General features: G+C 46.6%; 31 protein-coding genes. 13 read left to right on the top strand and 18 right to left on the bottom strand.

Features of this window, described 5'->3' with window-relative positions; translation table 11 throughout:
• The first annotated feature begins 15 nt into the window (after window positions 1-15).
• From QT992_RS03470 to QT992_RS03455, 4 genes are all read left to right on the top strand, one after another.
• Window positions 16-825 (top strand): metal ABC transporter ATP-binding protein, encoded by an 810-nt coding sequence (locus QT992_RS03470; RefSeq protein WP_333335097.1) that lies wholly within the window; start codon window positions 16-18, stop codon window positions 823-825.
• Between the two features lie 268 nt (window positions 826-1,093).
• A complete protein-coding gene (locus tag QT992_RS03465; protein ID WP_333335094.1) occupies window positions 1,094-1,273 on the top strand; it encodes a hypothetical protein in 180 nt (59 codons plus the stop codon).
• 22 nt (window positions 1,274-1,295) lie between these two features.
• Window positions 1,296-2,192: a metal ABC transporter permease gene (locus tag QT992_RS03460; protein WP_333335093.1), complete on the top strand. Its 897-nt coding sequence runs from the start codon at window positions 1,296-1,298 to the stop codon at window positions 2,190-2,192.
• 385 nt (window positions 2,193-2,577) lie between these two features.
• A complete protein-coding gene (locus QT992_RS03455) occupies window positions 2,578-3,036 on the top strand; it encodes a peroxiredoxin (RefSeq protein WP_333320388.1) in 459 nt (152 codons plus the stop codon).
• Window positions 3,037-3,353: 317 nt separating this feature from the next.
• Here the strand turns inward: QT992_RS03455 and QT992_RS03450 are convergent, their stop codons facing one another.
• Together QT992_RS03450 and hpf are read right to left on the bottom strand one after the other, a co-directional pair.
• Window positions 3,354-3,992 (bottom strand): Uma2 family endonuclease, encoded by a 639-nt coding sequence (locus QT992_RS03450; protein WP_333320386.1) that lies wholly within the window; start codon window positions 3,990-3,992, stop codon window positions 3,354-3,356.
• Window positions 3,993-4,166: 174 nt separating this feature from the next.
• Window positions 4,167-4,820, bottom strand: coding sequence for a ribosome hibernation-promoting factor, HPF/YfiA family (gene hpf / locus QT992_RS03445; RefSeq protein ID WP_333320384.1), 654 nt, complete (start codon window positions 4,818-4,820; stop codon window positions 4,167-4,169).
• Window positions 4,821-4,972: 152 nt separating this feature from the next.
• Between hpf and lipB the strand changes: the two genes are divergently transcribed.
• A complete protein-coding gene (gene lipB / locus QT992_RS03440; RefSeq protein ID WP_333335090.1) occupies window positions 4,973-5,653 on the top strand; it encodes a lipoyl(octanoyl) transferase LipB in 681 nt (226 codons plus the stop codon).
• A gap of 45 nt (window positions 5,654-5,698) precedes the next feature.
• Here the strand turns inward: lipB and QT992_RS03435 are convergent, their stop codons facing one another.
• Window positions 5,699-5,923, bottom strand: coding sequence for a helix-turn-helix domain-containing protein (locus QT992_RS03435; protein ID WP_333107432.1), 225 nt, complete (start codon window positions 5,921-5,923; stop codon window positions 5,699-5,701).
• 221 nt (window positions 5,924-6,144) lie between these two features.
• On the opposite strand from QT992_RS03435, the gene QT992_RS03430 reads away from it, so the two are divergent.
• A complete protein-coding gene (locus QT992_RS03430; RefSeq protein ID WP_333240133.1) occupies window positions 6,145-6,378 on the top strand; it encodes a hypothetical protein in 234 nt (77 codons plus the stop codon).
• A gap of 487 nt (window positions 6,379-6,865) precedes the next feature.
• Window positions 6,866-7,213, top strand: a complete 348-nt coding sequence (locus tag QT992_RS03425; protein ID WP_333320380.1) for a hypothetical protein — start codon at window positions 6,866-6,868, stop codon at window positions 7,211-7,213.
• A gap of 163 nt (window positions 7,214-7,376) precedes the next feature.
• On the opposite strand, the gene QT992_RS03420 is transcribed toward QT992_RS03425, so the two are convergent.
• The 3 genes from QT992_RS03420 to QT992_RS03410 form a co-directional block, all read right to left on the bottom strand.
• Window positions 7,377-7,934 (bottom strand): single-stranded DNA-binding protein, encoded by a 558-nt coding sequence (locus tag QT992_RS03420; protein ID WP_333341798.1) that lies wholly within the window; start codon window positions 7,932-7,934, stop codon window positions 7,377-7,379.
• A 46-nt stretch (window positions 7,935-7,980) separates the two neighbouring features.
• Window positions 7,981-9,015, bottom strand: coding sequence for an RRXRR domain-containing protein (locus QT992_RS03415; RefSeq protein WP_333143060.1), 1,035 nt, complete (start codon window positions 9,013-9,015; stop codon window positions 7,981-7,983).
• Window positions 9,016-9,450: 435 nt separating this feature from the next.
• Window positions 9,451-11,994: a mannose-1-phosphate guanyltransferase gene (locus QT992_RS03410; RefSeq protein ID WP_333320924.1), complete on the bottom strand. Its 2,544-nt coding sequence runs from the start codon at window positions 11,992-11,994 to the stop codon at window positions 9,451-9,453.
• Window positions 11,995-12,693: 699 nt separating this feature from the next.
• Here QT992_RS03410 and QT992_RS03405 point away from each other — a divergent pair.
• Window positions 12,694-12,891 carry a hypothetical protein gene (locus tag QT992_RS03405; protein WP_333143062.1) on the top strand — a complete coding sequence of 66 codons (198 nt, stop codon included), beginning with the start codon at window positions 12,694-12,696 and terminating at the stop codon, window positions 12,889-12,891.
• 7 nt (window positions 12,892-12,898) lie between these two features.
• The gene (locus tag QT992_RS03400) at window positions 12,899-13,636 is read left to right on the top strand and encodes a class I SAM-dependent methyltransferase (protein ID WP_333341801.1); all 738 of its coding nucleotides are present in this window, start codon (window positions 12,899-12,901) and stop codon (window positions 13,634-13,636) included.
• A 245-nt stretch (window positions 13,637-13,881) separates the two neighbouring features.
• Here the strand turns inward: QT992_RS03400 and QT992_RS03395 are convergent, their stop codons facing one another.
• Both QT992_RS03395 and QT992_RS03390 read right to left on the bottom strand, forming a co-directional pair.
• The gene (locus QT992_RS03395) at window positions 13,882-15,615 is read right to left on the bottom strand and encodes a hypothetical protein (RefSeq protein WP_333341802.1); all 1,734 of its coding nucleotides are present in this window, start codon (window positions 15,613-15,615) and stop codon (window positions 13,882-13,884) included.
• 651 nt (window positions 15,616-16,266) lie between these two features.
• Window positions 16,267-16,746 carry an NUDIX domain-containing protein gene (locus tag QT992_RS03390; protein ID WP_006633478.1) on the bottom strand — a complete coding sequence of 160 codons (480 nt, stop codon included), beginning with the start codon at window positions 16,744-16,746 and terminating at the stop codon, window positions 16,267-16,269.
• Between the two features lie 152 nt (window positions 16,747-16,898).
• Here QT992_RS03390 and QT992_RS03385 point away from each other — a divergent pair, with 152 nt between their 5' ends.
• Both QT992_RS03385 and QT992_RS03380 read left to right on the top strand, forming a co-directional pair.
• On the top strand, window positions 16,899-17,600 hold the full coding sequence (locus QT992_RS03385) for an alpha/beta fold hydrolase (protein ID WP_333341804.1): 702 nt from the start codon (window positions 16,899-16,901) through the stop codon (window positions 17,598-17,600).
• A 479-nt stretch (window positions 17,601-18,079) separates the two neighbouring features.
• Window positions 18,080-18,313 (top strand): type II toxin-antitoxin system Phd/YefM family antitoxin, encoded by a 234-nt coding sequence (locus QT992_RS03380; protein ID WP_333341806.1) that lies wholly within the window; start codon window positions 18,080-18,082, stop codon window positions 18,311-18,313.
• Window positions 18,314-18,363: 50 nt separating this feature from the next.
• Here QT992_RS03380 and QT992_RS03375 read toward each other — a convergent pair whose 3' ends face one another.
• The 7 genes from QT992_RS03375 to QT992_RS03345 all read right to left on the bottom strand — a co-directional run bounded on the left by QT992_RS03375 (window position 18,364) and on the right by QT992_RS03345 (window position 21,455).
• Window positions 18,364-18,624, bottom strand: coding sequence for a hypothetical protein (locus tag QT992_RS03375; protein ID WP_333341808.1), 261 nt, complete (start codon window positions 18,622-18,624; stop codon window positions 18,364-18,366).
• Between the two features lie 13 nt (window positions 18,625-18,637).
• Window positions 18,638-18,967 carry a flavoredoxin gene (locus tag QT992_RS03370; protein WP_333341809.1) on the bottom strand — a complete coding sequence of 110 codons (330 nt, stop codon included), beginning with the start codon at window positions 18,965-18,967 and terminating at the stop codon, window positions 18,638-18,640.
• Window positions 18,968-19,047: 80 nt separating this feature from the next.
• On the bottom strand, window positions 19,048-19,176 hold the full coding sequence (locus QT992_RS03365; protein WP_333341811.1) for a hypothetical protein: 129 nt from the start codon (window positions 19,174-19,176) through the stop codon (window positions 19,048-19,050).
• On the bottom strand, window positions 19,173-19,592 hold the full coding sequence (locus QT992_RS03360; protein WP_333143073.1) for a hypothetical protein: 420 nt from the start codon (window positions 19,590-19,592) through the stop codon (window positions 19,173-19,175). The genes QT992_RS03365 and QT992_RS03360 overlap by 4 nt, the downstream gene beginning before the upstream one ends.
• Complete coding sequence (locus tag QT992_RS03355) at window positions 19,585-19,845, bottom strand: hypothetical protein (protein WP_333232725.1); 261 nt, start codon at window positions 19,843-19,845, stop codon at window positions 19,585-19,587. The genes QT992_RS03360 and QT992_RS03355 overlap by 8 nt, the downstream gene beginning before the upstream one ends.
• Window positions 19,846-20,114: 269 nt before the next feature.
• On the bottom strand, window positions 20,115-20,495 hold the full coding sequence (locus QT992_RS03350) for a hypothetical protein (RefSeq protein WP_333341813.1): 381 nt from the start codon (window positions 20,493-20,495) through the stop codon (window positions 20,115-20,117).
• A 378-nt stretch (window positions 20,496-20,873) separates the two neighbouring features.
• The gene (locus tag QT992_RS03345; protein ID WP_333341814.1) at window positions 20,874-21,455 is read right to left on the bottom strand and encodes an RNA polymerase subunit sigma-24; all 582 of its coding nucleotides are present in this window, start codon (window positions 21,453-21,455) and stop codon (window positions 20,874-20,876) included.
• 205 nt (window positions 21,456-21,660) lie between these two features.
• Between QT992_RS03345 and QT992_RS03340 the strand changes: the two genes are divergently transcribed.
• Window positions 21,661-23,037 carry an NB-ARC domain-containing protein gene (locus tag QT992_RS03340; RefSeq protein ID WP_333341815.1) on the top strand — a complete coding sequence of 459 codons (1,377 nt, stop codon included), beginning with the start codon at window positions 21,661-21,663 and terminating at the stop codon, window positions 23,035-23,037.
• 156 nt (window positions 23,038-23,193) lie between these two features.
• Here the strand turns inward: QT992_RS03340 and QT992_RS03335 are convergent, their stop codons facing one another.
• The gene (locus QT992_RS03335) at window positions 23,194-24,147 is read right to left on the bottom strand and encodes a nucleotidyl transferase AbiEii/AbiGii toxin family protein (protein ID WP_333341816.1); all 954 of its coding nucleotides are present in this window, start codon (window positions 24,145-24,147) and stop codon (window positions 23,194-23,196) included.
• Window positions 24,148-24,149: 2 nt separating this feature from the next.
• A complete protein-coding gene (locus QT992_RS03330) occupies window positions 24,150-24,866 on the bottom strand; it encodes a DUF6088 family protein (protein WP_333320897.1) in 717 nt (238 codons plus the stop codon).
• Between the two features lie 139 nt (window positions 24,867-25,005).
• Between QT992_RS03330 and QT992_RS03325 the strand changes: the two genes are divergently transcribed.
• Window positions 25,006-25,518, top strand: coding sequence for a DUF433 domain-containing protein (locus QT992_RS03325; RefSeq protein ID WP_333320895.1), 513 nt, complete (start codon window positions 25,006-25,008; stop codon window positions 25,516-25,518).
• 45 nt (window positions 25,519-25,563) lie between these two features.
• Here the strand turns inward: QT992_RS03325 and QT992_RS03320 are convergent, their stop codons facing one another.
• On the bottom strand, window positions 25,564-26,202 hold the full coding sequence (locus QT992_RS03320) for a type I restriction endonuclease (protein ID WP_333341818.1): 639 nt from the start codon (window positions 26,200-26,202) through the stop codon (window positions 25,564-25,566).
• Window positions 26,203-26,487 lie beyond the last annotated feature (285 nt).

Below are 26,487 nucleotides of genomic sequence, written 5' to 3'. Positions count from 1 at the left end.
GATAGACTCACCCCCATGAATACCGCAGCCTTCCCCAACGAGAATCCTTGGTCTAAAATGGTTTGCCACCTCAAAGACAGCGCTACGGACACTGAAATTATCGCTGTTAAGCACTTAGCAGTAAACTACCGCACGGTAGAGGCACTCAGAGATATCAATCTTTCCGTCAAACCGGGAAGGCTGACGGGTATTATTGGCCCCAACGGTGCCGGCAAAAGCACCCTAATTAAAGCAATGTTGGGCTTAATTCCCGCAGATCGCGGCACTGTTACCTGGGGCGAAGAAGCGATCGCCGATCGACTCGAAACAGTAGCCTACGTGCCCCAGCGATCGCAAATTGACTGGAACTATCCCGCCACCGTTTGGGATGTCGTGATGATGGGAAGAGTCAGAAAAGCCGGATGGTTCCGCCGCTTCTCAGCAGCTAGCCGCCGCACTGCCGCCGATGCCTTAGAAAGAGTAGGCATGAGTGCTTACCAAGACCGACCGATCGGACAACTTTCCGGCGGACAGCAACAGCGAGTATTTCTAGCTAGAGCCTTAGCCCAAGAAGCTGCTATTTTCTGCTTTGATGAGCCGTTTGTCGGCGTTGACCAAAAAACTCAAAATATCATTTTTGACATCTTCCACGAGCTAGCAAATGCCGGGAAAATCGTCTTAGTAGTCAACCACGACTTAGGCGAATCCATCACCAATTTTGATGATTTAATTTTGCTAAATACAGAATTGATTGCCGCTGGTTCCCGCCAAGAAGTGCTAACAAAAGAAAACCTTTACCGCGCCTACGGCGGACAAGTAATGTTCTTTGCCGGACAAGCAGCTTGATTAGCCAGCAGTCAATCGATTTTAGATTTTAGATTTTAGATTTTAGATTTTCGAGGCGACCCCACGGATAAATGCTCTTTCTTGAGGATTTTCGATTTTCGATTTGGGATTCCACGGATAAATCACGTGGCGGGTACCATCAAGAAATTCTTGGTCATTAATCTAGGAGTTACACTCTTGAACGCGGTTTTTTTGATAATCTTGAATTGGGCAACGATAAATCTCAGATCCAACTCACATCTTGCACCATTCTCGCTTAACAGGCAAGATGCCTGTTCCACAAAGAGTGAATTTTCTTGTGGAACAGGCCTCAAGAACAGGCAAGATGCCTGTTCCACAAAGAGTGAATTTTCTTGTGGAACAGGCCGAAAAGCCTGTTCATAAAAAGCTTATTGAGAATGTGCAACATCTCAGATCGAACCGGGTTGCTTTGGTTGTTAGTCATTAGTTAGGTGTGATTTTATAATTTTATGATACAAACCTTAATTGAGCCGTTGCAGTATGGATTCATGCAGCGATCGCTCGTAATTGCCATCCTCGTCGGCATCGTCTGCGCGATCGTCGGCAGCTACCTAATGGTACAGCGGCTGGCCTTGCTCGGAGACGCCATCAGCCACTCGGTTTTGCCCGGATTGGCGATCGCATTTATCCTCGGAGGAAATATCTTTATCGGCGCGTTCATTGCCGGAGTTTTGAGTACAGTCATCATAGCTTGGATCAAAGCTCGATCGACAATCAAAGAAGACGCCGCAATGGGCATCGTATTTTCAGCCTTCTTCGCCCTCGGCATCACCCTAATTACGATCGTCCAAAAAGACAACAAAATCGACCTCAACCACTTTCTTTTCGGCAACATCCTCGGCGTTACAGTCGAAGATGCGATCGACACAGCCGTCATAGTCGCCGTAGTCTTATTAGTTGTAGTATTCTTTTACAAAGAACTGCTATTTTACACATTCGATCCATTAGGAGCCCAAGCAACAGGTTTGCCAGTAAACCTGCTCAACTTCGGACTGATGGTACTCATCGCCCTCACAATAGTTGCCAGCCTCAAAGCCGTGGGCGTAGTGCTAGTTTTGTCCCTATTAATTACACCCGCAAGTACCGCCTATCTCCTAGTCACTCGCCTGCACCAAGTAATGATTTTAGGCGCAATAATCGGAGTTATTTCTAGCATTAGCGGAATGTATCTCAGCTACTTTTATAACTTACCATCCGGGCCCGCAATAGTTTTAGTTGCATCGGGGTTATTTGTGCTATCATTGCTCTTCAGTCCCACTCAAGGAATCCTCACCCAGCCCCGCACACACTCCGGTCAAATTCCTCCAATCTGGCGGGAATTGAAAAATTTAACTAAAGGCCGATAACAAATAACTTTGTAGTAACTCACATCTTGCAGCAATATCAATAAGAGGATTTTTCGTGGGGTCGGGCGGGTTTATAGAACCTATTTGCAAGCTTTAAGGCTGTTGGCGAACCCGCCCCTACGGCTAATTGAGAATGGTGCAAGATCTCAGTAGTAACTCACATCTTGCACCACTCTCGCTTAACAGGCAAGATGCCTGTTCCACAATAAAATTCACTCTTTGTGGAACAGGCATCTTGCCTGTTCATAAAAAGCTTATTGAGAATGGTGCAACATCTCAGATACTCCCGACTCGCCCGATCGCAACTGCGAACTATTGCTCAAAAAAACTGTACAATAACAAAAGTTAAAATTTCCAGCAAACAGATCTACTAAGTTAAAAAAACATGACCGTCAAAGTAGGAGACACCGCACCCGATTTTACCTTACCATCTCAAACTGGCACATCAGTCAGCCTCAAAGATTTTAAAGGCAAAAAAAACGTCATAGTCTACTTTTACCCCAAAGACGACACACCCGGATGCACAACCCAAGCTTGCGCTTTTCGAGATAGCTACGAAGTCTTCAAAGACGCAGGTGCAGAAGTCCTAGGAATTAGCGAAGATACTCAACAATCGCACCAACAATTTGCCACCAAATATCAGCTACCCTTTACACTGCTGAGCGATACTGGCAACAAAGTTCGGCAATTATATGGAGTTCCAGCTACCCTGTGGATTATGCCCGGTAGAGTAACTTATGTCATTGACAAAGAAGGCATTGTCAAGCATATTTTTGACTCCATGTTAGACTTCAAAGCACACGTTGCCGAAGCACTCAAAACTTTGGAAGCTATTAAAAGTTAGGTGGATTTGCTTAAATATATTGTTGGTAGTGAGGACGAAAGTCATCAGGGCTGTTTCTGGGCAACCACGGGGGGATTGCCCCTACGGAAAACCAGGATTTTGTAGGGGCGGTGCGACCCCTACTCCCCGTGCCCGCCCCCAGCCACAGATGATTTCAGGGGAATTTCAGGCATCGGGGCAACCACGGGGGGTTTGCCCCTACAAGAAAATGAAACCGCCCTGCAAAAGTCCTCATCCCTCATTGTCTAAAAAAACCAGAAAAAACTAAATTCCTGACTGCGAACTAAGGGTTTTTAGTGAGGAAGAAAGTTCTCAGACTAGAGGTTTTCCCGTACCCAATTTTTAAAAGCTTGAATAGCGTGGGTTCTGCCCGCCACTTGACTCTGCTGAGTGTACTGATTCACCAGTTCGACAATGGGGATATTGGGGAAAGTGGGACTAACATCAGACTCAATATATTGTTCGGCTTGCAAGACGTTGATTTGTAGCCCTCGCCGTGCGTATCGCCAAAGTTCCGGCACTTCTAGAATTTGATAATTATCCAACTGCGTGCGAGAGGTGAGATCAATTTCTATAGCTAAGTCTGGGGGCGGATCAACACTCATATCAAGGCGATTTTTACCGATAACGGCTGCTTGATTTTGAATGTAAAAACAGCTATCCGGTTCTACAGCCTGACTCATGCGTTCATTTTTCAACGTTGTGGAACCTAACGACTCAAATGCTATTTGTCGTGTTTCCAACAAAATTTTTACCATGTCGCCAATAATTTCCTTGGCTTTTTCATGTTCGGGCAGAGGAACCATAATTTCTAACCGTCCGTTACTATAGGAAAGTCGGGAAGCACGACGTTCTCCCAATTCCGCCAAAATACTTTCAAATTGTTGCCAGTTAACATCCTCAACCAGTAATTGCTGACCAGGCTGAATCTTTAATTGTCTTAACTCCAATAACATAATTGTTCATCCATTTTCTCTCGGAAATATCGCCCAAGTCCTGACTACGAATCATTATCTTAAAAAACAAGAAAGGACTAAAGTCCTTACTAAAAACTCGTGGTTCGTAGTAAGGACTTTAGTCCTTTTTTGCTAACGGCTTGCACCCATTAACAATTAGCACTCAGCAATTATCTAGCTTTTTGCAACACTCGATTTTTCAGATGTAGCGCTTTCGGCAGTTTTGCCATTTTTGCTATTACCGTTACCGTTGCTGTGGCGGGGTTGGATAACTCCATAGCCACCGTGAGTCTTGCGTTCGTAGAGTACGTTAATTTCGTCTGTTTCCGCATTACGGAACATATAGAAATCGTGATCGATAATCTGCAATTGTTCCAAAGCTTGTTGCACAGTCATTGGAGGCATAGCAAAATACTTAGTCCGTACAACCTCAGCAGGAAGTTCGGGAGTTCGATCGCCAATCAGATCCGCTACTACAGGATGTTCTTCAACTACCGTAACCGTTTTGGCACTACTCTGGATTTTGTTGTCGTGACGTTTTTCCTTAAATTTCCGCAGTTGACGAGCTATCTTGTCGGCAACCAAATCTATGCTGGCATACAGGCTTTCCGTGCTTTCTTCAGCCCGAATAACGCTGCCGTTAGCATAAATTGTCACCTCAGCAGTCTGCTTAGGATTGATCCTGGGGTTACGAGCCACCGATAGATGTATGTCCACTTCTGTAGTCAAATTTTGAAAATGGCTAACTGCCTTTTCAACCTTTTGATTGACGTACTCGCGAATCGCATCGGTGATTTCTATATTTTTACCCTGGATAACAAGCTTCATAGAGCTCCCTCCCTTCTGTAACTTCGGTATATTTTATACAGTAGCACTATGTATTCTCGAAAACACTTATCTTCCAAATCTTTTATTATATGTTGACAATTCTTGATTTAAGCTGGGCCAATATTCCGTAATAACACTATTGACTTTTTTGCATGATTTCTCCTCTCATCCCTCAACAGTTAAATGCACAACCCTGCTTGCTTCTCGATTGGGGACAAGTTCCCTACTCCCAAGCTTGGGAAATCCAGCAAAAACTTGTGCAAGAACGCCGCGACAAGCCAGATTTGCCAGATGTCCTGATTTTGCTGGAACACCCGCCGGTCTACACTTTGGGACTGGGATCAAAGCTGGAATTTCTGAAATTTGACCCAAGTCAAACTCAGTCGGAACTGCACCGAGTTGAGCGGGGCGGCGAGGTGACTTACCACTGTCCGGGCCAATTGGTGGGCTATCCGATTTTAAATTTGCGCCGTCACCAACAAGATTTGCACTGGTATTTGCGGCAGTTGGAGGAAGTGCTGCTGGGGGTGCTGGAAGTTTTGGGGTTGAAGGGTTCGCGGGTTCCCGGTATGACTGGGGTTTGGGTGGATGGGTGCAAGGTAGGTGCGATCGGCATTAAAGTCAGCCGCTGGATTACGATGCACGGTTTTGCTTTAAATGTTTGTCCGGATCTGGCCGGTTTTGGGCAAATTGTACCTTGCGGGATTCCAGATAAACCTGTTGGCAGTTTAGAGCAGTTTATTCCCGGAATTGAGGTCGATCGAGTGCGATCGATCCTTGTCGCTGAGTTTGCTCGCGTTTTTGCAGTGGAAATTGTGCGCTCGAATGTGTAGGGTGCGTCGCTGTCAACCTTACTACGAACGATCGCAGTCGGTTTTTTAAGTGCGATCGGGCTCGTCTTCCTCATACACCATTAAATCGCCCGGTTGGCAGTTTAGCGCTTTGCACAGAGCATTGAGAGTGGATTCGTCAATTCTCGTGAGGCGACGGCGGGTTTTGAGTCTCGAAAACGAAGTTGGGTGCATTCCCACCAAAGCAGCCAACTCTTTATTGCTGATATTTCGCTCGGCCATTACAACTGCCAATTTCCAACGGATGACCACTGTTGATGCTCAATTAATAGCCTGGACTTTGCAAGCTGATGTTACCATCCCGCAACCTTCACTATCCTTTAATTAACCGCTACGGTAAATTATTTGAGCTTGGCAGTTGACTAAATTCAGAAAATGAACTATGCTGAGGATGTACAAACGGAAAAGCGAGCGCCCCTTTGCCTCGAAAACTCAAGGGCGATCGCTATCCGACTATTGCGTAGTTAAAAATCATGATATCACAGCCAAAGTCAGTTCCCGAACTCCTTCGCGAAGAAATTCCCGACGCACCCATCGGCAAGCAACCGATCCGATTGTTGATTTGCGGGATTCCCAAAGGAGTAGAAAGCATCATCAATCTGCTACACGTTTTAGGTTTTGCTGAAGTTGGTGAATGGAGCCCGCCTTTACCGTCCCCAATCGCAGGTGAAGTAATGCGGATTTTAACCCGTTACTGGAAAGAATAATTTTTTAGGGCGATCGCCCTTTATTGAGCCAAGTGCGATCGCTCTTAAATTATCAGAAACATCAGCCTTAATTCTCCACCCAATCACTTAAAAACTCCAGACTAAGGATGCTCAATATCGAATCGAATTAACGCGGCGGTGTTTGCGAGACTTGGGGGTATTCTAGAGATAATTTTAACAGTCTGTACTTAGGATCGCGAATTAAATAACTTACAATTTTAATTGTTATTGTGGGATGGGCGTCCCGCCCGTCCAAAAAGGACGGGCGGGACGCCCATCCCACTTTCAAGAGTGGAAGTTATTTAATTCTCATTCCTTACTGATTCAAGAATTGAGAGAATTGGTGATATAATGCGCGATCGCGGGCTTCTCTAACCTCAGACAGAAGCAAGACCGATGCAGAAATACGTCCTCAGAGTTTTGCGATCGCCCCTAGCATCAGGTACGATTCTTGTTAATTATTGCGCTCAGTCAGGAGAAAAAATTTATGCCAGATATGTCCGGTCAAGACCCCTCGGAAATTAAAATGGCGACGGTTCATGAAGAAGAAAAAGGCGCAACGTTTAACGGTACGGTCATCCTTGCTATCGATGTCGAGGGTGCTGGGGAAGTCCTTTTCTTCAGAGACTTTTTGATTGAAGATTATAAAGGCGAACTTACCGCTTATCTGGCAACAGATGGCAATATAACGAAAAGCATTGATTTAGGGGAACTTAAGCATAAGAGCACCACCTTTAAGCTGCAAATTCCGCTGGGGACGGATACATCACCCTACAATACCGTCGTGCTGCGCGACGAAAAAAGCAAGAAAAAAGTTGTGACGATCGAGCTGTAAAATTTGCAATTTAGCTCGTAGTTGGGCCAAATTCGTTAGTGCAGCCCTCGAAGAGGATCGCCCTCTTTTTTCCTGAAGTGCGATCGCTCTTAAATTAAGGTGCGTCACTTTCGATCGAACGGCGAAGTTTTGCGATCGCTCGTAAAGTGATGCACCCTAATTTTTAAAATGGAATCGGATCGTAATCGGGATTGTCAGGTTCGTTAGACGAACCCGACTGGCGATCGGACTCAGAATTTGAAGACTGATGCGAGTTCCAATCCGAACTAGACGTGCGGTTAGCGCCACCTGGAGCGCTGTTAGAACTGCGGTTTCGCGAGCCTAAAGGTACTACATTGCTCGGCACATTAGCCGGAGCGGTGTCGCGAATTTGAGCCGGTTCGGGGGCGGTTCTAGTTGGGGGAGTCGAACTCATTGCATCAGCCCCGACACTGTAAATCCTTTGAGCTGTCAGTTCAGCGCGCTTTTCTTTAATACCATCTCTTTCGATCGTATTCATGCTCAGCCGCCCCTCAATAATCACGCGATCGCCCTCGTGATATTTCTCGTGAATTTCTTGAGCAAAATTTCCCCATCCTATCACTTTCAAATGTTCGGGCGGATCTTCAGGTTTTGGGCCTGGAAACTGCACCAGCATTTCAGCAATTTGAAGTTGATTGTCAGGAGTATAACGGAGTTGCGGTTGTTGAATTATTTCCGCCATCAAAATGCAGCTATTCATCAGAAAAATGGGTGTGAAACCCCGTCCTTATAGGACGGCTTTACAATTAATTTGCAATGCGCCACGAGTTGTAAGACAAAAACTTACAATCCGCAGACAACGCATTTTGACACAACCGTTTGCCAGTACCTAAGCTGTGCAAACTAATTGTTTTCCGAGTTGGGTCTTTCTTCGTAGGCGACTCTTGCCAGCCACCTACGTAGCAAAACCCATACTTTCGGTGTTTGACGATTGAACCGCGTTTGAATCCCGCACTCAAAGTGCCGCCATACCTCGAACGGATGTGACCCGGAGCGTGTTGCAATCGGTGTAACTGGCGTCTGTGAAACTCAAGAGGAATTACTTCTATCAATGCAGTGTTATCGGGTTTAAAATGCCCCCCAACGCACCAGTTAGCTAGCACCCAAGAATCAACGCAGTGTGCCTCAAATTTGTTTGATAGCTTCTGCTTTGACTTGAGGAGTTCACTCAATTGACGTAATTCATAAGTATCATTGCCCGTCTTAGTTTCAACACGAGCGATTTTCTCAAGCTCTGCATAGAACCATTGCTTGCCTACTCCTAGCGGACTAAACGATACATTCCACTTGCGTGCGTTTTTCCAGGTTCGGGCTTTGATATCTTCTACAACGAAAGTTGATATTGGGAACATCAAAGTCAGCCATTTAGCTATCCTTAATTTCCACTGCCACCTCGCCTTAGTTGATGGAGGCAGTCGATATTTGTTGACCAGTCGGTTGGCTCGGTTTTTGCGGCATGGCGTGTTGCGAAAACGCCTGGCGCGCCGCATATTTCGCCTGATCTCAACATGGTCTTTCACCCAATCAACAGCATGGGTTTGAATGTTGAGATAAGTATGCGCTTTGGATTTAACCGTAAACGCTTCTCGCTTCGATCCGGGATCGATACCAACTGCAATTGGTTGGCGGTGCGTGTTGGATGGTTCTATGTTGAGTCGAACGCAAAACACTCCTTTTTTCCAAAATGGTGTCGCCTTGCCCGACTTAATCCAACGCTTTGCCCTGCTTGGAGTTGTCGGCATTAAGGGTCTGTTTTCGCTATCTAAGACTGGAACAAACATTTACGGTAAGTCCTATTTCTAGGTTTGTATTTCCCTTCGCCACTGGCACATCCGAGCGGTTAAAAACTAGGGAGGTATTCTTAACGTCAGTTGGGATACCACTCCCAGATGGCTCAGTTTGTCTTGAAGACGCAGGCTAGACACTGTTTTAGTCTTGAATTAAGAAGCGGGTGTTGCTCCCTCTTTCAAGCCCCATCCCTTTTAGGGTGGGGTTAGTGACCTGTTATCTGTGCGTAATTGGGAATTGGGCATCGGGAAGTGGGAATTGGGCATCGGGAATTGGGAATTGGCCCGCGCAGGGACTTCGGGATTGGGAATTGGGCATGAACTTTCAAGTAAAAAGGTAAAACTTAAAATAACGCATTTTATTTTTTTACTTTTGCATTACCAATTCCCCATTGCCAATGCCCTGTTTGGCCAATGCCCAATTCCCGATTACACGTTACCAAATTTATCTTGGAGAACCGCCGCCTCGGCTTGACTGACAAAATCGTGAACGAGGGCGCGGTACTCCTTCAACGTTTCAGATACCCAATCTCGATCCTCACTGTTGGCGAAGATATGAACGGTCGGTTCACTAGCATCGGGTAAAACTAATACCCAATTGTCGTCGCTGTAGTTAAAAATCTTCACTCCATCTAATAATTCTAAACGATCGGGCGAATGAGTTTCTACTAAATGTCGCATCAGCGAACCCTTGATAGTCCAAGGACAGCGGACGCTGTAACTGCGGTGGGTGATGCGGGGAAGTTCCGCCTTGATCTGTCCGAGCGATCGCTCCTGAATCGTCATCATTTCTATCACTTTAGCAATGCAGAACATTCCGTCAAATCCGGGATGCAACTGCGGGAAAATAAAACCCATAAGGCCGCTGCCGCCCAAAACCACATTCGGGTTCCTGTTAGCAGCTTCCATCAAAGCAGTTGGGTTCGCCTTCGTGCGGATTACCTTGCTTTGATAGCGTCGGGCGATCGCCTCGACTGCAGAAGACGCATGCACCGGTACTACTACTGTACCTTTGGGATGAGAAGTCAGCATCAAATTTACCATCAACGCCGTCAGCATTTCCCCACGAATCGCTATCCCAGACTCATCTACCAAAATGAGCTGTTCGCCGTTAGCCGATACCTGCACTCCAAAATTAGCGCTGAGTGCTTTCACCACCCGGCCGAGTTGGTCAAGCAAATATTCCCGTTCCCCGTTGCTTAGAGAAGTCTGTTTGAGACTGGCATTGAGCACCACCGCATCGCAGCCGAACTTGGCGAGCATTTGCGGCAAAATTGCTCCAGAAACCGCGTAAACGTAATCGATTACCACCTTAGAATTGCTGTAGCGTATTGCCTCAACATTCATCTGCCGCTCAAAAATGCGGTTGTAAACATCGAGAGCTTGGTTAAAGTACGTCATCTCTCCAATTTCGGGAATTAGAGCACGCCGCAAATCTTCCTTAAAATAAGCCCCCTCGATTTTTTTCTCAGCTCCTTTTGTAATATTGATGCCTTTGATATCGAAGAATTCAATTAAAATGTGGTCGGAGCGATCGGGCGAAATGCGAACGTGAATGCCGCCAGCAATTGATATCGTAGACGAAACCGTGCGCGCGATCGGAATAGCCGTCGATTCCAAATTGACCACATTAATTCCCACCGACATCAAACCCGCAATCAAAGACCTCGAAACCATCCGCGAAATGCTCCGCTGGTCACGAGAAACCGATACCGCAGTCCCGGGTTTCAAAGTCGAGCCATAAGCCGCGCCCAATTTCACTGCAAATTCCGGGGTAACATCCACATTTGCCAGTCCTTGAACGCCACGCTGACCGAACAAATTCCGCTTAGCTTGTTCTCCCCAAATTAAATTTTGATTTAACAGAGCGCCGGATTCAATATTTTTGCTCGGCCAGACGCGGACGCTTGGCCCCACTTGTGCTTCTTCTCCCACGATGGACATTGAACCGACCACAGCACCTTCTAGGACGTGAGCGCGCCTGTCTACGCGGGTGCTCCGGCAAATCACGCAGGCCCTCAGATGAGCGTCTTCACCGACAATTGCTCCGTTCCAGACGATGGGACGTTTGAGGTTGGCATCGGCCCCGACAGTCACGTTATCTCCGATCACAGTACCTGCATCGATTTTAACTCGGGCTCCAATCCGGCAATTGCTGCCGATCATGACCGGTACTTCGACGATCGCGCTATCGTCAATAAAAGTATTCTGACCTACCCAAAGTCCCGATCGAACTTCGTTGTAGTAGGTCAAATCCAGTTTGACCTTTCCCCGCAGCGCGTCGTACTGAGATTCCCGGTAAACATCTAGCTGGCCGACATCGCACCAGTAACCTTCGGCGATGTACCCGTACATCGGCTCGTTTTTTTCCAGTAGCAGGGGAAACAAGTCTTTCGAGAAGTCGCACTCCTGATGTGTCGGCAGGTAATCCAAGACTTCGGGTTCTAAAATATAAATGCCGGTATTGATAGTATCGGAGAAAATTTCGCTGCTAGAAGGCTTTTCCAGAAAGCGACTGATGCGGTAATTTTCCTCGGTAATCACGACCCCGAATTCCATCGGGTTGGGAACGCGAGTTAAAATTAACGTGGCTTTGGATTGCTGACTGCGGTGAAATTTGATCGCTGCCGTTAAGTCGAAGTCTGTGATGCTGTCGCCGCTGATGACCAGAAAAGTGCGATCGAGCAATTCAGCAATATTTTTGACGCAACCAGCCGTACCCAGCGGTTGGTCTTCCTCCACAGCGTAAGTCATTTGAACGCCAAACTCTGCCCCGTCAGTAAAATATTCGCGCATGACATCGGGAAGGTAGTGCAGCGTGGCAATAATTTCCGTAATCTGATGCCTTTTTAGCAAATTAATAATGTGTTCTGCGATCGGGCGATTCAGAATCGGCACCATCGGTTTGGGCAAATCGCACGTCAGGGGTCTGAGCCTCGTTCCCGATCCCCCAGCCATCAGCACTGCACGCATAAAATCCTCCTTGCTTAGAAAGCTCTCTACCGCTATTGTCCGCTAGAAAAAGTTTGCCTGCTGTAATTCGTCGGCCGCGAGCTATCAGTTCTTAGTTAATTATCTTTGAGTAGTGACACGTCTGGGAAATCCCGTTGGGCTTGGCCGTCCCGCAACAGCAACCGATTTCAACCGAATTAGAACTTGCCGCATCGCACCAATCCCCCGGTCGAGCTCGGATTTGTAGGGGATGTTGGGTGATACTTATATCTGGCACCATTCTCAATTAGCCTTTTAGGAACAGGCAAGATGCCTGTTCCACAAAGAGTAGATTTTCTTGTGGAACAGGCATCTTGCCTGTTCTTGAGAATGGTGCAAGATGTGAGGTAATACCAGTTAAAAAACAGAATGCAACTGTAGGCCCGTGCTCGAAACCCTTATCTCATCAGTCCTTCCCCATTCTTTAATTCTTCACTTATTCAATCTTATAAGTCCTCAGAACGATCGACTTTTGGCAGAAGTCCCTTCTTGCTTGCTCGGTGAAAGCTATTTCCGGGGTGTTATTTTTAAGTTTGTGGCCAGCGGGGATTTTGAAGTCTCTTTGTGAAGGTGGAATTACTACGACTATCGGTGCGCCTTGGCGTCTGATAAATGATAGATTAAGGGTAGCGCTTTGACTAGCTGACCCAAAATCCTATCCATTGCTTAGGGGTTTTTTAAATGAGTACGTTAATTAGCTTGGCATTGCTGATCGCTTACGGTGGCGGTATTTGGAAATTTTGGAATGGGTTCAATCGCACTAACTTCGATCGAAGTTTTACAAATCGCCTGAAGCTCTCGCTGCTCTGGCCCGCGTTAATTTTTAATAAGCCTTACCGCCAAAACTTTACAAAAGCTCTCAAAGCTTCTAAAAGGTAATTCAAGAATGTCTAAAAAGTCCGAACGCCCAGTCGCGGGCCAGGAGCCAACTTGGTTTGCCAAAGGCAAATCTGATAGCTGGCAAGTTTTACTATCGCAGGTTGCTTCTCGATTCGATCGCGAATACCGGGGAGAAGCTTTCGCTTTACCCGAAGAAGTCGAAGCAATGCCGATTTTCCTGGAATCAGTCGCAGGAACTCTCCAAGCAAAAACAGTTTCTCCCTTCTGGAAAATTGCCAAACCTCAAAAAAATCAGCGCTGTTTAGACATTGGCTGCGGAGTCAGCTTTCTCATCTACCCTTGGCGGGATTGGGAAGCCTATTTTTACGGTCAAGAAATCAGCAGCGCAGCGCGAGACGCCTTAAACGCTCGCGGCCCTCAGCTCAATTCTAAGCTGTTCAAAGGCGTAGAATGGGCCCCCGCTCACCAGTTAAATTACGAGGAGGCTCAGTTCGATTTATGCCTCGCTACAGGCTTTAGCTGTTACTATCCCATAGACTATTGGAGTATTGTCATGGGAGAAGTAAAGCGGGTACTAAAACCGGGCGGTCATTTTGTTTTTGATGTCCTCAACCCCAATGCTCCTTTAGCAGAAGATTGGGCAATTTTGGAAACTTATCGAGCCGGAGAAGTATTTTTAGAGACAATAGAAGATTGGGAAAAAATGATTAAAGCTGCGGGCGCTAAGGTAGTAAAAAAGCAAAGTGGCGACTTATTTCAAATGTATAAAGTTGAATACAATTGAGAGGTTAAGGGGAATAGGTAATTAGTTTTGTAGTCAAAATTTCCATCGTCCAAAGCCGGGTTTGGCGGACGAAAAACAACTTGATTCTTAGTAGATCAAGTAGGGTGCGTCAGCCCGTAGAAATTAGTTAGAGAAGCAACAAATATTCAAGCTGACGCACCCTACTAACTACTAACTCACAACAGTGAAGCAAGCAGATTGGATATTACCCATTTTCATAGCGATTGCCAATTACCGATGCCCAATTAATTTTCGGTAGCCGCAGGAGATGGCGCTGCTTCCGGCGAAGGCGACACTTCCGGGGCAGGAGATGGCGACACTTCGGCGGCAGGAGATGGCGCTGCTTCCGGCGACGGTGACACTTCCGGGGCAGGAGATGGCGCAGCTTCCGGCTGCGGAGACTCTTCGGCGGCAGGAGATGGCGCGGCTTCCGGCTGCGGAGACTCTTCGGCGGCAGGAGATGGCGCGGCTTCCGGCTGCGGGGACTCTTCGGCGGGTTGCGGTTGAGGAGAAGGCGACTGTTCTGCGGCTGGTTTCGGTTCAGGCGAGGGCGACGGTTGAGCCGCGGGTTTGGGTGCGGGCGGCGACGGTTGGGCCCCTGGCTGTGGTTTGTTTGAGGGGGCCGGCGGCTTCTCAAACTGCGGTTTCACTTCAGTAGGCGCTGGGGAAGGTGGCTGGCCTGTTGGTCTACTGGGCGCTGTCGGCGCGGGCGCGGGCTGCAGCTGGCCTGGTGGGTTGGGCCTGGTTGGGGTGACAGGAATGCCACTACAAAGTTTTTCGTCGTACTTAAACTCGACAGTCAGTTGGTAAAGCTTGTGCGTGCTGGCTGCTTCAAATGTTAGAGAAGGGCTAATAATCGCAATTTTAGCCGCATTATCGAGAATGCCGTAACCCGTGGGGACGATCGGCTGTGGCTCGGCCTTGAGCAAGCCTTGAGGGCTGACAACTGCTCCAAAAACTGCTCTTCCTTGGAGTTTTTGCGAGCAAGCTGTTACCGGATAAGGGACAGGCACAGGAGTCGGGCCCGTCGTTTCCAAGTCAGGATAAGCCTTTTTGAATTTCTCAAACAAAGCAACATAGGTCTCTCCAGCCGCCAGCAGTGTCTCTCTGTCGGTGGGTAAGTTTGAACCCGGTTGACCGGACTGTCCTAGCTGTCGCTGTCCCTCTTCAAATTGTTGCCTCCTGATTCTTTCTTCGGGAGTTTCTGCGATGAGATTCCTTTTATTGGGATCTTTTTGAGTCAATTTTGGTACTCCATCGGGTCCCACATTCCTGCCAATTGGGAATTCCGGGGTAAAGACTGGAGCTCCGTCTGGAAATAGTGGGAGTCCGCCTCTACTGGCTATGATCTTTCTGAGCGCCTCTGCTTCATCTTCCGAGCCTGCGCCGGGAATCTGGGGCGCTTCTGACAGCGATGGTGGTGGCGGGATATTGCGATCGAAATTACCAGGTAAGGGTGGGAAAAGCAAACCGCTGGGAGGTACGGGTGGGACGAAAGTGGGTATTGGCTGGGAGGGGGCTCTGACTATTGGGGATGGAGTTGTGGGAGGTGGCGGGGCTGTTGGGGCCGTGAAGGGCGGGAGAGGGGAAGGAGGGAGAGGGGAAAAGAATCCAGGAGGCGGCATTCCCGGCGGCATGGCGGGCAAGTTGATGGTATCAGGTGCGGGGGGAAAGGGCGGGGCTAACTTGGGCGCTGGCCGAAGGGGAACTGGTGCGATCGAAAATGGCGTAAACGGCGTATTAGACGGTTTCGGTGGTATGGTTTGTGGCAGGCGGCCGGCTTCTGCGGGAGTTAGTTCTACTAAGCCGACAGAACCGGGGATATTTTTTGAGGAATTTCCACCATAAAGTATGTTTGAGAGCGTCGGGGCGGTTGCTCCGAGCACTCCGTGTAGGCCGACAGAAGCTAGGGCTGCCCACCAAAAAGGCTGGCGCAGCGGTTCGGAAAGGGTGTTGGCTAGGGAGGAAGAGTCAGTCATTTAAATTTTAGATTTTAGATTTTAGATTTTAGATTGGGGGATTGGGAGATTGTTAGATTTTAGATTTTAGATTGGGGGATTGGGGGATTGTTAGATTTTAGATTGGGGGATTGGGGGATTGAGTGATTGGGGGATTGGTAATTTATATTGTTGTGGTTGTGATTGAGTGTGAATTCGTTTTAATGAGGAGAGGTTGGGAATTCAAAGGTATAATTTTAGCACGATCGCCCTCGCAGTTGCCCGATCGACTTTTATTGAGATTTCGCGACCCTCACATCAAGCACTCAAGCCGAGAAACCCGGTTTTTTTGCTGGTTCAACGCTGTTATAGCAACCGCCAATAGGGTGAGGACGTTGTTAATTGCTCAAACCATTGTTTTTCTTGCCTAATGCCTTTGACCCAATCCTATACGCGGTTTCTCACGTATTGTTGAGAATGGTGAGCGGGGCGTCAGGCGGGCCGGACTGGGGCGATGGAGAAAACAGACTGCACCGCTGCTATACCGTCTTTTTCCGGGATCTGGAGCGCCACTAATTCATTAAACACGATCGAGCAAACGGATCGACCCCTGTTTCCAATTCGGTTACACAACCGGATTCATCCGTGGAAGTAATTATTCAATCCAAAATCCCAAATCCAAAATCGATGGATTCACCAGCGATAGCGGTAATTTTTAAAAGGAGCTCCCTCGATGGTGAGCAAGTCGATGGGATAAATTGGAGCGCCGCTTGCCATATATTGAAACATTTCCCGAACTTCCTCTCCCCGCAACGACAACTGGTCTAATTCCTTGAGAGAATACCAGCCAGCGCACAAAGTATGCTCATCCGGCTTACTCTTGGGCGGCGTCTTATCTTGTGGACGTGCCACAAAAATGACTCGGAGGCGCACATTGCCCCTAGGCATCACTGTGTGCTCTACCCGGAGAATTCCCTCAACGATGATGGAAATGCCCGCTTCCTCAAGGGTATTACGCATAGCAGCTTCGAGCAAAGTCTCCCCTTTTTCCACTCGCCCTGCTGGGAGATACCACTGCTGCTCGTACTTGCGCTCTTGTACCAGTAGAAAACGGTCTTCTAAGTGAACGACAACTAGGGTAAAATACCATGTTTGAATCGGCTCGCGAGCCATAGAAGTAGATATTCCCTAAGCAAAAGGTTAAACGAGCGGCAGATGTTAGGAATCCAAAGGATGCTTCGGCAAGCGTCTTTGAACTTGAAAAACAGATCGTAGCACTCCGACCGCAAAATCTAAAATCTAGAATCTAAAATCTAAAATTGACAATGCCATTACCAACCGTGATTTTACCAGGATATTTTGCTGCTGCTTCCGACTATCGCGAATTAGAAAAATCTCTGGTCGATCGAGGTTTCCCAACAGTAACAGTGCCTCTGGGCAAGGGAGATTGGTTGCCGACTTTTGGTGGGCGGTCGATGGTGCCAATTTTGCGACAGCTCGATCGCACGGTCAAACAAATGTTACAGCAATACGGCGTTCCCCAGATCAATCTCGTCGGTCATTCCGCCGGCGGCTGGATTTCTCGCATCTATTTGGGCGAAAAGCCTTACACGATTCACGGCGACGTGCTTGAGGATGCGGGTTTGTGGGAAGCTCACCGTTATGTGAATACTTTAATCACTTTAGGCACGCCGCACGTCTCTCAAGAGCGCTGGACGCGCAAAAATCTAGATTTTGTCAAAATTCATTATCCGGGGGCTTTTCACCCGCAGGTGCGCTACGTGTGCGCTGCTGGGAAGGCTGTTTTTGGCAAGCGCGGTTTAGGGACTTGGCTGGCTTATAAAAGTTACGAGTTGACGGTGGGGAAAGGCGAAACTTGGGGAGATGGAATTACGCCGGTGGAAGCTGCTGTTTTGGATGGGGCCGAAAATCTGGTGTTGGAGGGGGTTTGGCATTCGCCTCGTTCTCCGGGGAAGTGGTACGGTTCGCCGGAGGTTTTGCCGGCTTGGATTGGGTATTTGTGTTAGAAATGAACCGCGAAGACGCGAAGGACGCGAAGGAAGAAGCAGAAGGTTTAAGGGGCGGATTTAGTTAGAATTTGATATTAGGAGCGAGTTTAGTGCGGCAAAATTCGCCCCCGCGATGCTATGTTTGCTTTAATTTTTATCGCTAACTGAAGAGAGTGAAAAAATATTTTATGTGGCATCATCGGTAAGATTCAAAAGTCAGGGCGAACCACACAATCAAATTCTACGTTTGCTGGGGTGGAATTGGGCGACAATGCTACTGTGCGCTTGGACGCAGATAACGAATTTCAGCCGGATGCTTTGTTGAGAATTGATGCGGGAGGTTGATCGCAAATTAGGGATGATGATTATGTGCGATCGCACTCGGTAGAATCATCGCAGTGTTTGGTATTTGGTGCGAGGGGCGATCGATCTTTTTTCACTCAAGCATCGCTTTCCGTCTAATCCTCGCATTATCATAGTAGAAATAGAATAAGATTGTGAAAGGTGAACAAATGGCACAAATTACCACTACTGAATTACCTCAAACCCTCCAGACTCTACTTATAGAGGTCGAGCGTACCAAAACCCCTTTAACCGTCATCCATGAAGGAAAAGCATTAGCGATTATTTATCCTGCTACCACCCAAGCTCCACGCCCCACCTTTGGTGCAATGAAAGGAAGCGGTGAAATATTAGGAGATTTAGTTGCTCCTGTCGCCGAACTGTGGTAAGTTTTGGAATGAAACTTTTACTTGATACCCGCATTTAGCGAGCGATCGCACTAGACTGTCGCTTGAACAAGCATATCCTCTACTTGCCTAATTTGCTTCCAATCAATTACTGCAACCCAAAGACTTTCCTCTTCTGAATATTGCACTACGCCATCGACTTCTAACTCTTCGTCATACAATGCTAAAAATTTGCCATCTTCCAACTTAATATTTTGGCAACTCAAATCTTCTATCGTACCAACGCAATTTAGGCGAAGGCGACCCTGCTCATCCGCATTATGAAAATCTGCAAAGATTCTGGGATATTTCATATTTTTACTTTACTCAGGATGATTGTTGTGATGGATTAGGAATCGTTGGTGTCAGCAGCAGACTTGCTTGTTCTGGCGTTAAGCCAGTTAATGTTGCATGATTTAGGCTTCGGCCAGAAGTACGGATGACATCTCCATCGGACGATCGAACCTCTCCTACTGTCGTCACACCAACTTGTCCATGAGGGATTGTCACTGCTAACTCTGCTACAGATAATCCTACTCCACATTCTACAGAAATTCCCGTGATGCCGCTGGGGTGAGTTGCCGTGCTGCGTTTAATATCTTCTGGGCGATTACGACCGCCACGAACTACTAAGGCCTCGTTTGGAATTCTTTCCACAAGTGTAGGCTGTTTGATTTAAGTACGCGCTATACTTTAGCAGAAATCTTTGTCCATAGGGCGATCGATCTTTTTTTAACTCAAGCATCGCACTCCGTAGAATCATCGCAGTGTTTGGTATTTGGTGCGAGGGGCGATCGCTCTTTCATTTTAGGCGATCGCTCATCAGAAACAAGAAAGGGCGATCGCATATTGCTTAAACAATTCATTTTTCTCTTGGGTAAAGCTCAAAAGCTAACTCGTGACGAAAAAAACAGACATTAAACTCCGAGAAAAAGTTGAGGTGTCCAAGGATTACAGGTGCATCTGTCGAACGAGTCCAAGCGAATGCCAGCAAGAGCGACGAAAACTGAGCAACTGTAGCCGAAAGCACCAATCCCCGCGCCTCACTGTGAGCCAAATTCCCACTCAATTGAATAGGAACGGTTTGCTGTTCCCATGTTGCCCCTAGTTGTAGACCAATCTGATAAGGCAAAACGTTGACACTTGCACCCGTATCCAACAATGCCATCACTTCTACGGAGTTGCTGCCGTTGGAGAGAGTGATTGGCAAATATGGCATGATACTCGATCGCCCTAGGCTATCAATTCGCTCTATAAATGGAAATCGCTGACTATTAAGCATGAGCTGATTCTTGGGCGGCAAGTAGAAGTTCTGATAATGCTTGAACTGATTCTCGATCGGCCTGTGGAGACCATACAACTGCACTCGTTGATGCTAGTTGATTCAAAAGTACATTTTCTGAATTAGTATCTTCAGCCGGTTCTAGGCTGCATCCTTGTTCCTTGGCAACTGCAAGTAGGAGAAAGTGAATGAGTCGCAGTTTATCTTGATGAGATAATTGATCGACGCTGGGTAAAAGCTCGCTGAGAGGCATATCGCTTGTTTAAGATTACATACATTTATTTTAGCCTTTAAACTCGTGTTTTAATGGCGATCGGCCTTTCTTTTGCTGGGGCGATTCCCTATGGGATAGCTACGCTTCACGCCGGGAGTGCAACCATCGCACTTTGAAATGGTGAAAATGGCTCAGAGTGTCAGTGGAAAAAGAGGTTGAGTAACACGAGTGTCAACGGAATAGGCAAGATGGGCGATCGCACTAAGTTATGCTGCGACTACTTCGACAGGCCTGAATATTATATCCATTCAACCTTTGATGCCAAATCTCTCATAAAGCATCTCTCTTAACCTATTGCTACCGCGTTTCACGAAGTCATCTTCAGATTCCTGCTCCAAAGGTTCACCAATTTGATTGCTAAAGTCAGATAAAAAAGATTCATTCTGAATTAAGCTCGACACCTCTTCTGAGAATTTTTGCTTTTCATTATTGGAAAATGAGAAGGGCGTCAACATAAGGAAAGTCCCTGCTGTTAAAGCCATTTGAAGGGATGGAAGAGTTAAATCAGATTCTGGCAGTGATTGAGTAGGTAATTGCTTAATCTCCTCCATAAATTGCTTAAAATTACTCATCACTGATTGAGTAGGTGATTGCTCAATCTCATCCATAAGTTCCTTAAAATTACTCATCACTTATTCTCACTTGGTATGCCGATTTTTCCACGAACCATAAAAAGAACGAAGCAGCTTTTCAAATGACTTGACAACTTCCTCTATAATTTTACCTTTCGTTTTATCATCCAACCGATTCCATAGTCTGAAAAACCAATTAAATAGTTCAGATAGCAAACCAAACATCCGTATACTCCAAAGCTACGAAACAGAACCTATAACCCAACGCTGTAATATTGGCTGGATATAGATAGCCAAGCTTACCTTTTCAATCGCTGGCAGTTTTCTGATATTTGCTGCGAGGTGCGAGGAAATACTAAAGCCAGACTAAACGCTGATGAAGGTTGGGTTGCAACAGGAAACCCAACCTACCAATTCAAACTGGACTAACTATCTTTACCCTTTACCTCCAAACAGTTTATATATTCCGTATCCAACAGCAGCCGCCGCAGCAACAGGTGCAGCAGCAACTATGGCAGTACCAGCAATTGCGCCTCCCCCGACAACGCCCCCGATACCCGCAAGGGTGCCCATAATTGCAGCACCAGAAGCACCGCCAGCTACCGTTACAGCACCAGCACCAGCTAAACCAGCAACAGCCCCAATGTTTGTAGCTGTTCTTGCCGCTGCACGAGCATCATTCTCTTCCTCAGACAAGTTCGATTGCTCTTTGAACAAAGTTTCATTCATTATTTTTGCCCCAAGATAAGCTGGGCCTGCTGCTAATACCGCAGGAGCCGCCGCCATACCACCACCAACCACACCACCTGCCGCAGCTAGACCAGAAGTAATTCCTGCTCCTGAAGTTGCTGCAACAGTCAACCCTGTAGCAGCACTGGCAGCCGCACCTACTGCAGCACCAGTTTCTGCAACCGCTTTGACTGTTTTGACTGTATTTCCATTAATTCCCAGAGTTTTTTCTACAACATTTTCTAGCACTTCTTCACCTGCTTTACTGGCCAAATCTTCCCACTTCATAAATTAATTTATCCTTTTAATACTTGTTCCATTATCCTTAATAAATTCAAGGTTTGTCTAGCCCAAAAATGTTCTATTTTGCCGCCACTTCTCCCTCGCTTTTACTTTAACTTTAATCTAAGTTTGTACAACAATGTACCAAAATGTACGAAAATGTTGGCAGTTGTGAGCTACAATACAGAAAACTCTCGCATCTCCCTGCCAGATGAATCTTAAAGAAATGTTAAATGTCGCCGATCGCATAGTCTTCGAGAAAACAGGTCAGCACCTTGACGATTTACAAGCAGCCGTACTGCGGGGAACTCTACAACGCGAGACATACAAAGAAATAGCAAAAGATTTTAACTGTTCTGAAAGTCGCATCAGGGAAATCGGATCGGAATTATGGCAATTACTTTCAGAGGAGTTTGGGGAAAAAGTCAGTAAATCGAATTTTCGCTCCACAATGGAGAGGTTGCAAAACTCTAATGTTGTAAACTTTGCACAAGATGTTGTAGTGAGCAGTATTTTCAACATTTGCGGACAAGCTAGACACCCACCAGAACTACCAAACTCACAGCCACCAGATCAGGAAACAGCTAACCCAAAACAGACCCAAACTCTACATCAAGATTTAAGCGAAATGCCAGATTTGGGTGATTTCTTCGATCGCACTCCCGAACTCCAAACCCTCACCACCTGGATTCTACAACAACACAGTCGCCTCATAACCCTCACCGGCATCAGCGGTATCGGCAAAACTACCCTAGCAGTACAACTCGTACAACAAATTAAAGACGAGTTTGAGTACGCAGTTTGGTACACCCTAGACGAATTCCCCACCCTAGAAAAATTTCAATCTAACCTAATACAGCTTTTTTCCCATTCCGAAAAAGAAGATTCATCCCCAACCAACCAAAAACGCTTACCGCTGATTAAGTATTTACAAAACCATCGCTGTTTAATCGTCTTAGATGACGTTCACAACCTTTTCTGTAGCGGCGAATTGGCAGGAAAATATAAACCCGAATCCGAAGAATATCGCACTTTATTCAAACAAATAGAAAAATTATCCCATCAAAGCTGCTTTCTGTTAATCGGTTGGGAACAACCGAGAGAAGTGACTCAAGTTAAAAACCAAAATACTTCCCTTCGCACCTTACAAGTCAAAGGTTTAGACATCGCCGCCGCACGGGAAATACTCAGAGATTATGGGTTAGAAGAAAGCGACAACAGTGAAGCACTCATTCATCGTTACCAAGGCAACCCCCTATGGTTAAAAAGCGTGGCGAATCTGATTCAAGACTTGGGTGGAGGCGTGACAGAGTTATTACCAAATGATACTATATTGTTGCCGGAAGATTTGAAAGATGTTTTACAGCAGCAGTTCGATCGCCTATCGGAACTAGAAAAACAAGTCATCTCCTTGTTAGCGAAAGAAAGCCAGCCAATCAACCGGGCAAAATTGCTAGAAAATGACATAATTCCGGCTTCAGATTTGCTAAATGCGCTGCAATCTCTATCACGGCGCTGCTTGATTGAACAACAAGCAAATTTTTACACTCTGCCGCCAGTAATCAGGGAATATATCAAAGGGTTATAACCCACATCTTGCACCATTCTCAAGAACAGGCTTTCCGGCCTGTTCCACAAAGAGTGAATTTTCTTGTGGAACAGGCATCTTGCCTGTTCCTAAAAAGCTTATTGATAATGGTGCAACATCTCAGTTATAACCAACGATATCCTTCAGGCTCAACAGTCAAAGCCGATCGCGAACTTCTTCAAAACAAGCTTCAATTTCCCCCCATGATGGATAATTTCCATAGCAGAGTCTACCGCACTGCTGTTCGTATTCTCTAGCAATAGTTTGACGCAGTTCTCCTGTTGGGAAGAGAGCCGAACTGTTGGAAAAATTCATCGCTGACGGCGGCTGATAATCTGGGAAGTGTTCGCGGCTAATGCGATCGCAATCCTCTTTAATCTGGCTGTATTCCTCAGTTTGGAACATTTGGCGCACTTCGGACTTTTGAGCTAAACAAAACAGGTCGTAGTAATGTCTGGCGTAGGTTCCAATTGATTCTCCATCCTGCTGAATCTTCACTACTTTAGAGTGAATTGCAAACAGTTTCTCAACAAAGGTACGCCGAAAGTCCAGCAATAGCATAGAGAAAGGCAATTCATCTTCAGTATCAAGACTCTGCCCAATTTCACGCAGAAATTCAGCCACATAGGAAGACAGTTGTACAGTCTGCGTAGGATAAGTGCCGCTGCGAGTTCCCATTTCTAAGAATACACGATTGGCGATCGCCTGATTGCCCGAAAATTGCTGAGTGTAGCTGAAATAGCTATTGCGAAAAACCCCCCGCTTCCGCTTGGACGAATCAGGTTCTAGCGTCAAAGCAGGATGCTCTCCCACAGCACTTTCGATTGCTGCTAATTCTTTATCAATTCTGTTTGCACCAAGGGGAGGAACGAATGCCTGTTTGTTCAAAAACAGATCGATATCCTCCGAGAATCGTTCTATCAGTTTCCACCCTTTCGAGAGGCTGGTTCCGCCTTTAAAAATGACTTGAGTACGCCACTGATTCGCCACAATTCGCAGCGCCGAGGTGACATAGTAATCTTTCTCGATGAATTGTTCGGTGAGTCCAAAGCGATCGAAATGTTCCCTAGCTGCGATGACAGCATCGCGGAAATCAGGATGTTCAAACATTTTCACTCGGCTTGCCACTCCTTGGCATAACTCAGATTGCTGAAGTTACCAAAATCAAACCGAGAGACTGGATTTAGGCTTTTTCGGAGTTTTTCTAGCTCTTTAACACTCTTTCTGAGTTCCTGTCCGATCGCACCCAGCATAGCTCGTACTCGCGGCGGTTCCGCATCTGCAACTGCAAGCAAACGTTCAAAGCGAGATCCTTCTCGAAAATAGTCTAGCAACCTTTGCTTAGTCTCCGTCAGAGACAACTCGCTCAACTTACCCCTAGACCTTAAAAAATCAAGCATTGCTGCATCAGTTGCTTCTAAGCGATTCCAAGTTTCAGGTCTGCGAGTGTGGATTCGGGCGCGAGAACCAATTATAGTGCGGGGGACACTGTTGGCTGAGGTAGCAAATTCACCTTGAATTGCGTTTTGAGTGGTAAACCCCAATAAATTAGCCGCACTCAGTCCAGCCGGATGCAAGTTTTGTTTTGTCAGCAGTTTTTGGATATCGCTTGGAGAGGGACGACTGCGACCAAATCGAGTCGGGCGCGATCGATAGTATAGTCCTTTGCTGACTCGCTCCAAAATTCCGTTTTCCGCCATTCGGGAAAGTGCTTTGCTGACCGCAGTTGACGGCAGGTTAGAAAAGTCAGAGTGCCGCCAATAGCCTTCTCCCCGTTCCTCAATCTGTCTGCGAATTAACTCTGCTGTGTTGACTTGAGTCCTTTTCATCCCTTGAATCTTAGGTCAGGGTTTTAATCCCATTATTCTCACCACTTTCTAAATTGTCAAGTTTTTGTGGAAAAAAACTTGACAAATAACCGGAACCATCTGCTGCGTTATAGTACCAGAGAAGATTTCAAAGCTTGAGTTGTGCAAGCAAGCGTATGGGGAGGGCGATCGCCCGTGCAGTGTAATTGATACAACCATTGCTTGCATTCCCCGCGCTTCATTCAAATTACTAGAAGTGGCAAGGGGCGATCGGGTAAATGGGGCGATCGGTTCGATAGAATCATCGGTAGTCGCAATTCCATTGTTTGCCATGACGCTGAAAGAATTAGAGCCTCAACTCCTGGCACTCTCTGACGACGAAAAAGCTCAAGTCGTTCAACTCCTATCTCAAGGTAAAATCACTCCTTGGCGCGGTATTGAAAAAACGCCTGATGTTTGTGGCGGGAGTGCCTGCATTGCTGGAACTCGCATCACCGTTTGGGGACTTGTAGAAGCTCGTCGCATTGGCTATAGCGAAGCCGAGTTACTCACAAGCTATCGATTACTCTCTGCCACTGATATTGCTAACGCTTGGGCTTATGCTGAAGCCTTTCCCGATGAAATTGAAACAGAAATTCGGGAAAACAATGAAGTGATGGACGAGGATTTGTAGCAGATGGCACGTCTCTATGCCGATGAGCAATACCTTCACCTTAACTTAGACGGTAGTGATGCCTTGCCCTAAATGCTTCAAGACTTGAAAAGCCGATCGCAATTCACTTCGCACAGTATAAATCGAAAATGCCCGCGATAACCCGTATTCGGCTGTAGGTTGAGCCCTGAGTTTCACAAACAACACATCATCGCCATTCGTCAACATACCAAATCTCGGTTTATCCAAATCAGGATTTGCCATCATGTATGCTAATGCTTGGGGTAATGCCGATCGCGTCGAAATCGTAGTCTTCTTACACTCCAAAACCATTACCCAAAGCTGCCAAGGCAAAATCAAGATATCAATTCGTCCGCGCAGGGTTTCTTCCCCATCATCGATCGCAATTTCGATAGCAGCTTCAGCCTTCATCCTGAAAGGTGGATCGTAGAATCCAGCCAGTTCTAACAAAGGTGATGCCACCAGCAAAGTCACTGCCCCTTCTAACAATTCTCCATCGGCCCTATGATATAGCAATCTGCGTCGTAGCGTATCCAAAGCAGTCTGTTCAGAATCGCTGAGACTTGGCAATTGGGTTTGCCACTCTGTAAAAAAAGCCTCATCCTCAGTTCGGCTCAAATTCAACCTTGATTCAGTCTCCTCTTGGCTTTTAATAGCTTCTGTAACTGCAATAACCTTTGCCATTCGTTCACCTTTGATTCAAACGGTTGAATTTCCCACCAACATTAGCTTCATTGTAAGCAAAAGTAGGGATAAGCTGTCACGCATTTAAATTGCATATTCTGGGCGGGCGGGACGCCCACCCCACCCCAAGGGGATTGTTTTGTGACATTCAGTTTAAATGCACAACAGCTTACTGCGATCACCGCAGCATAATCTTTGCAAATAGGACTTAGGAATGAGAATTAAATAACTTCCACAAGTTTGTGGGATGGGGAGCATCTCAGTTTTGCATTTACAGTGCGAGCG

The sequence above is a fragment of the Microcoleus sp. T3_D1 genome, from assembly GCF_036700405.1.
Taxonomy (GTDB): domain Bacteria; phylum Cyanobacteriota; class Cyanobacteriia; order Cyanobacteriales; family Microcoleaceae; genus Microcoleus.
This window is presented reverse-complemented; position numbering and strand designations above follow the sequence as displayed.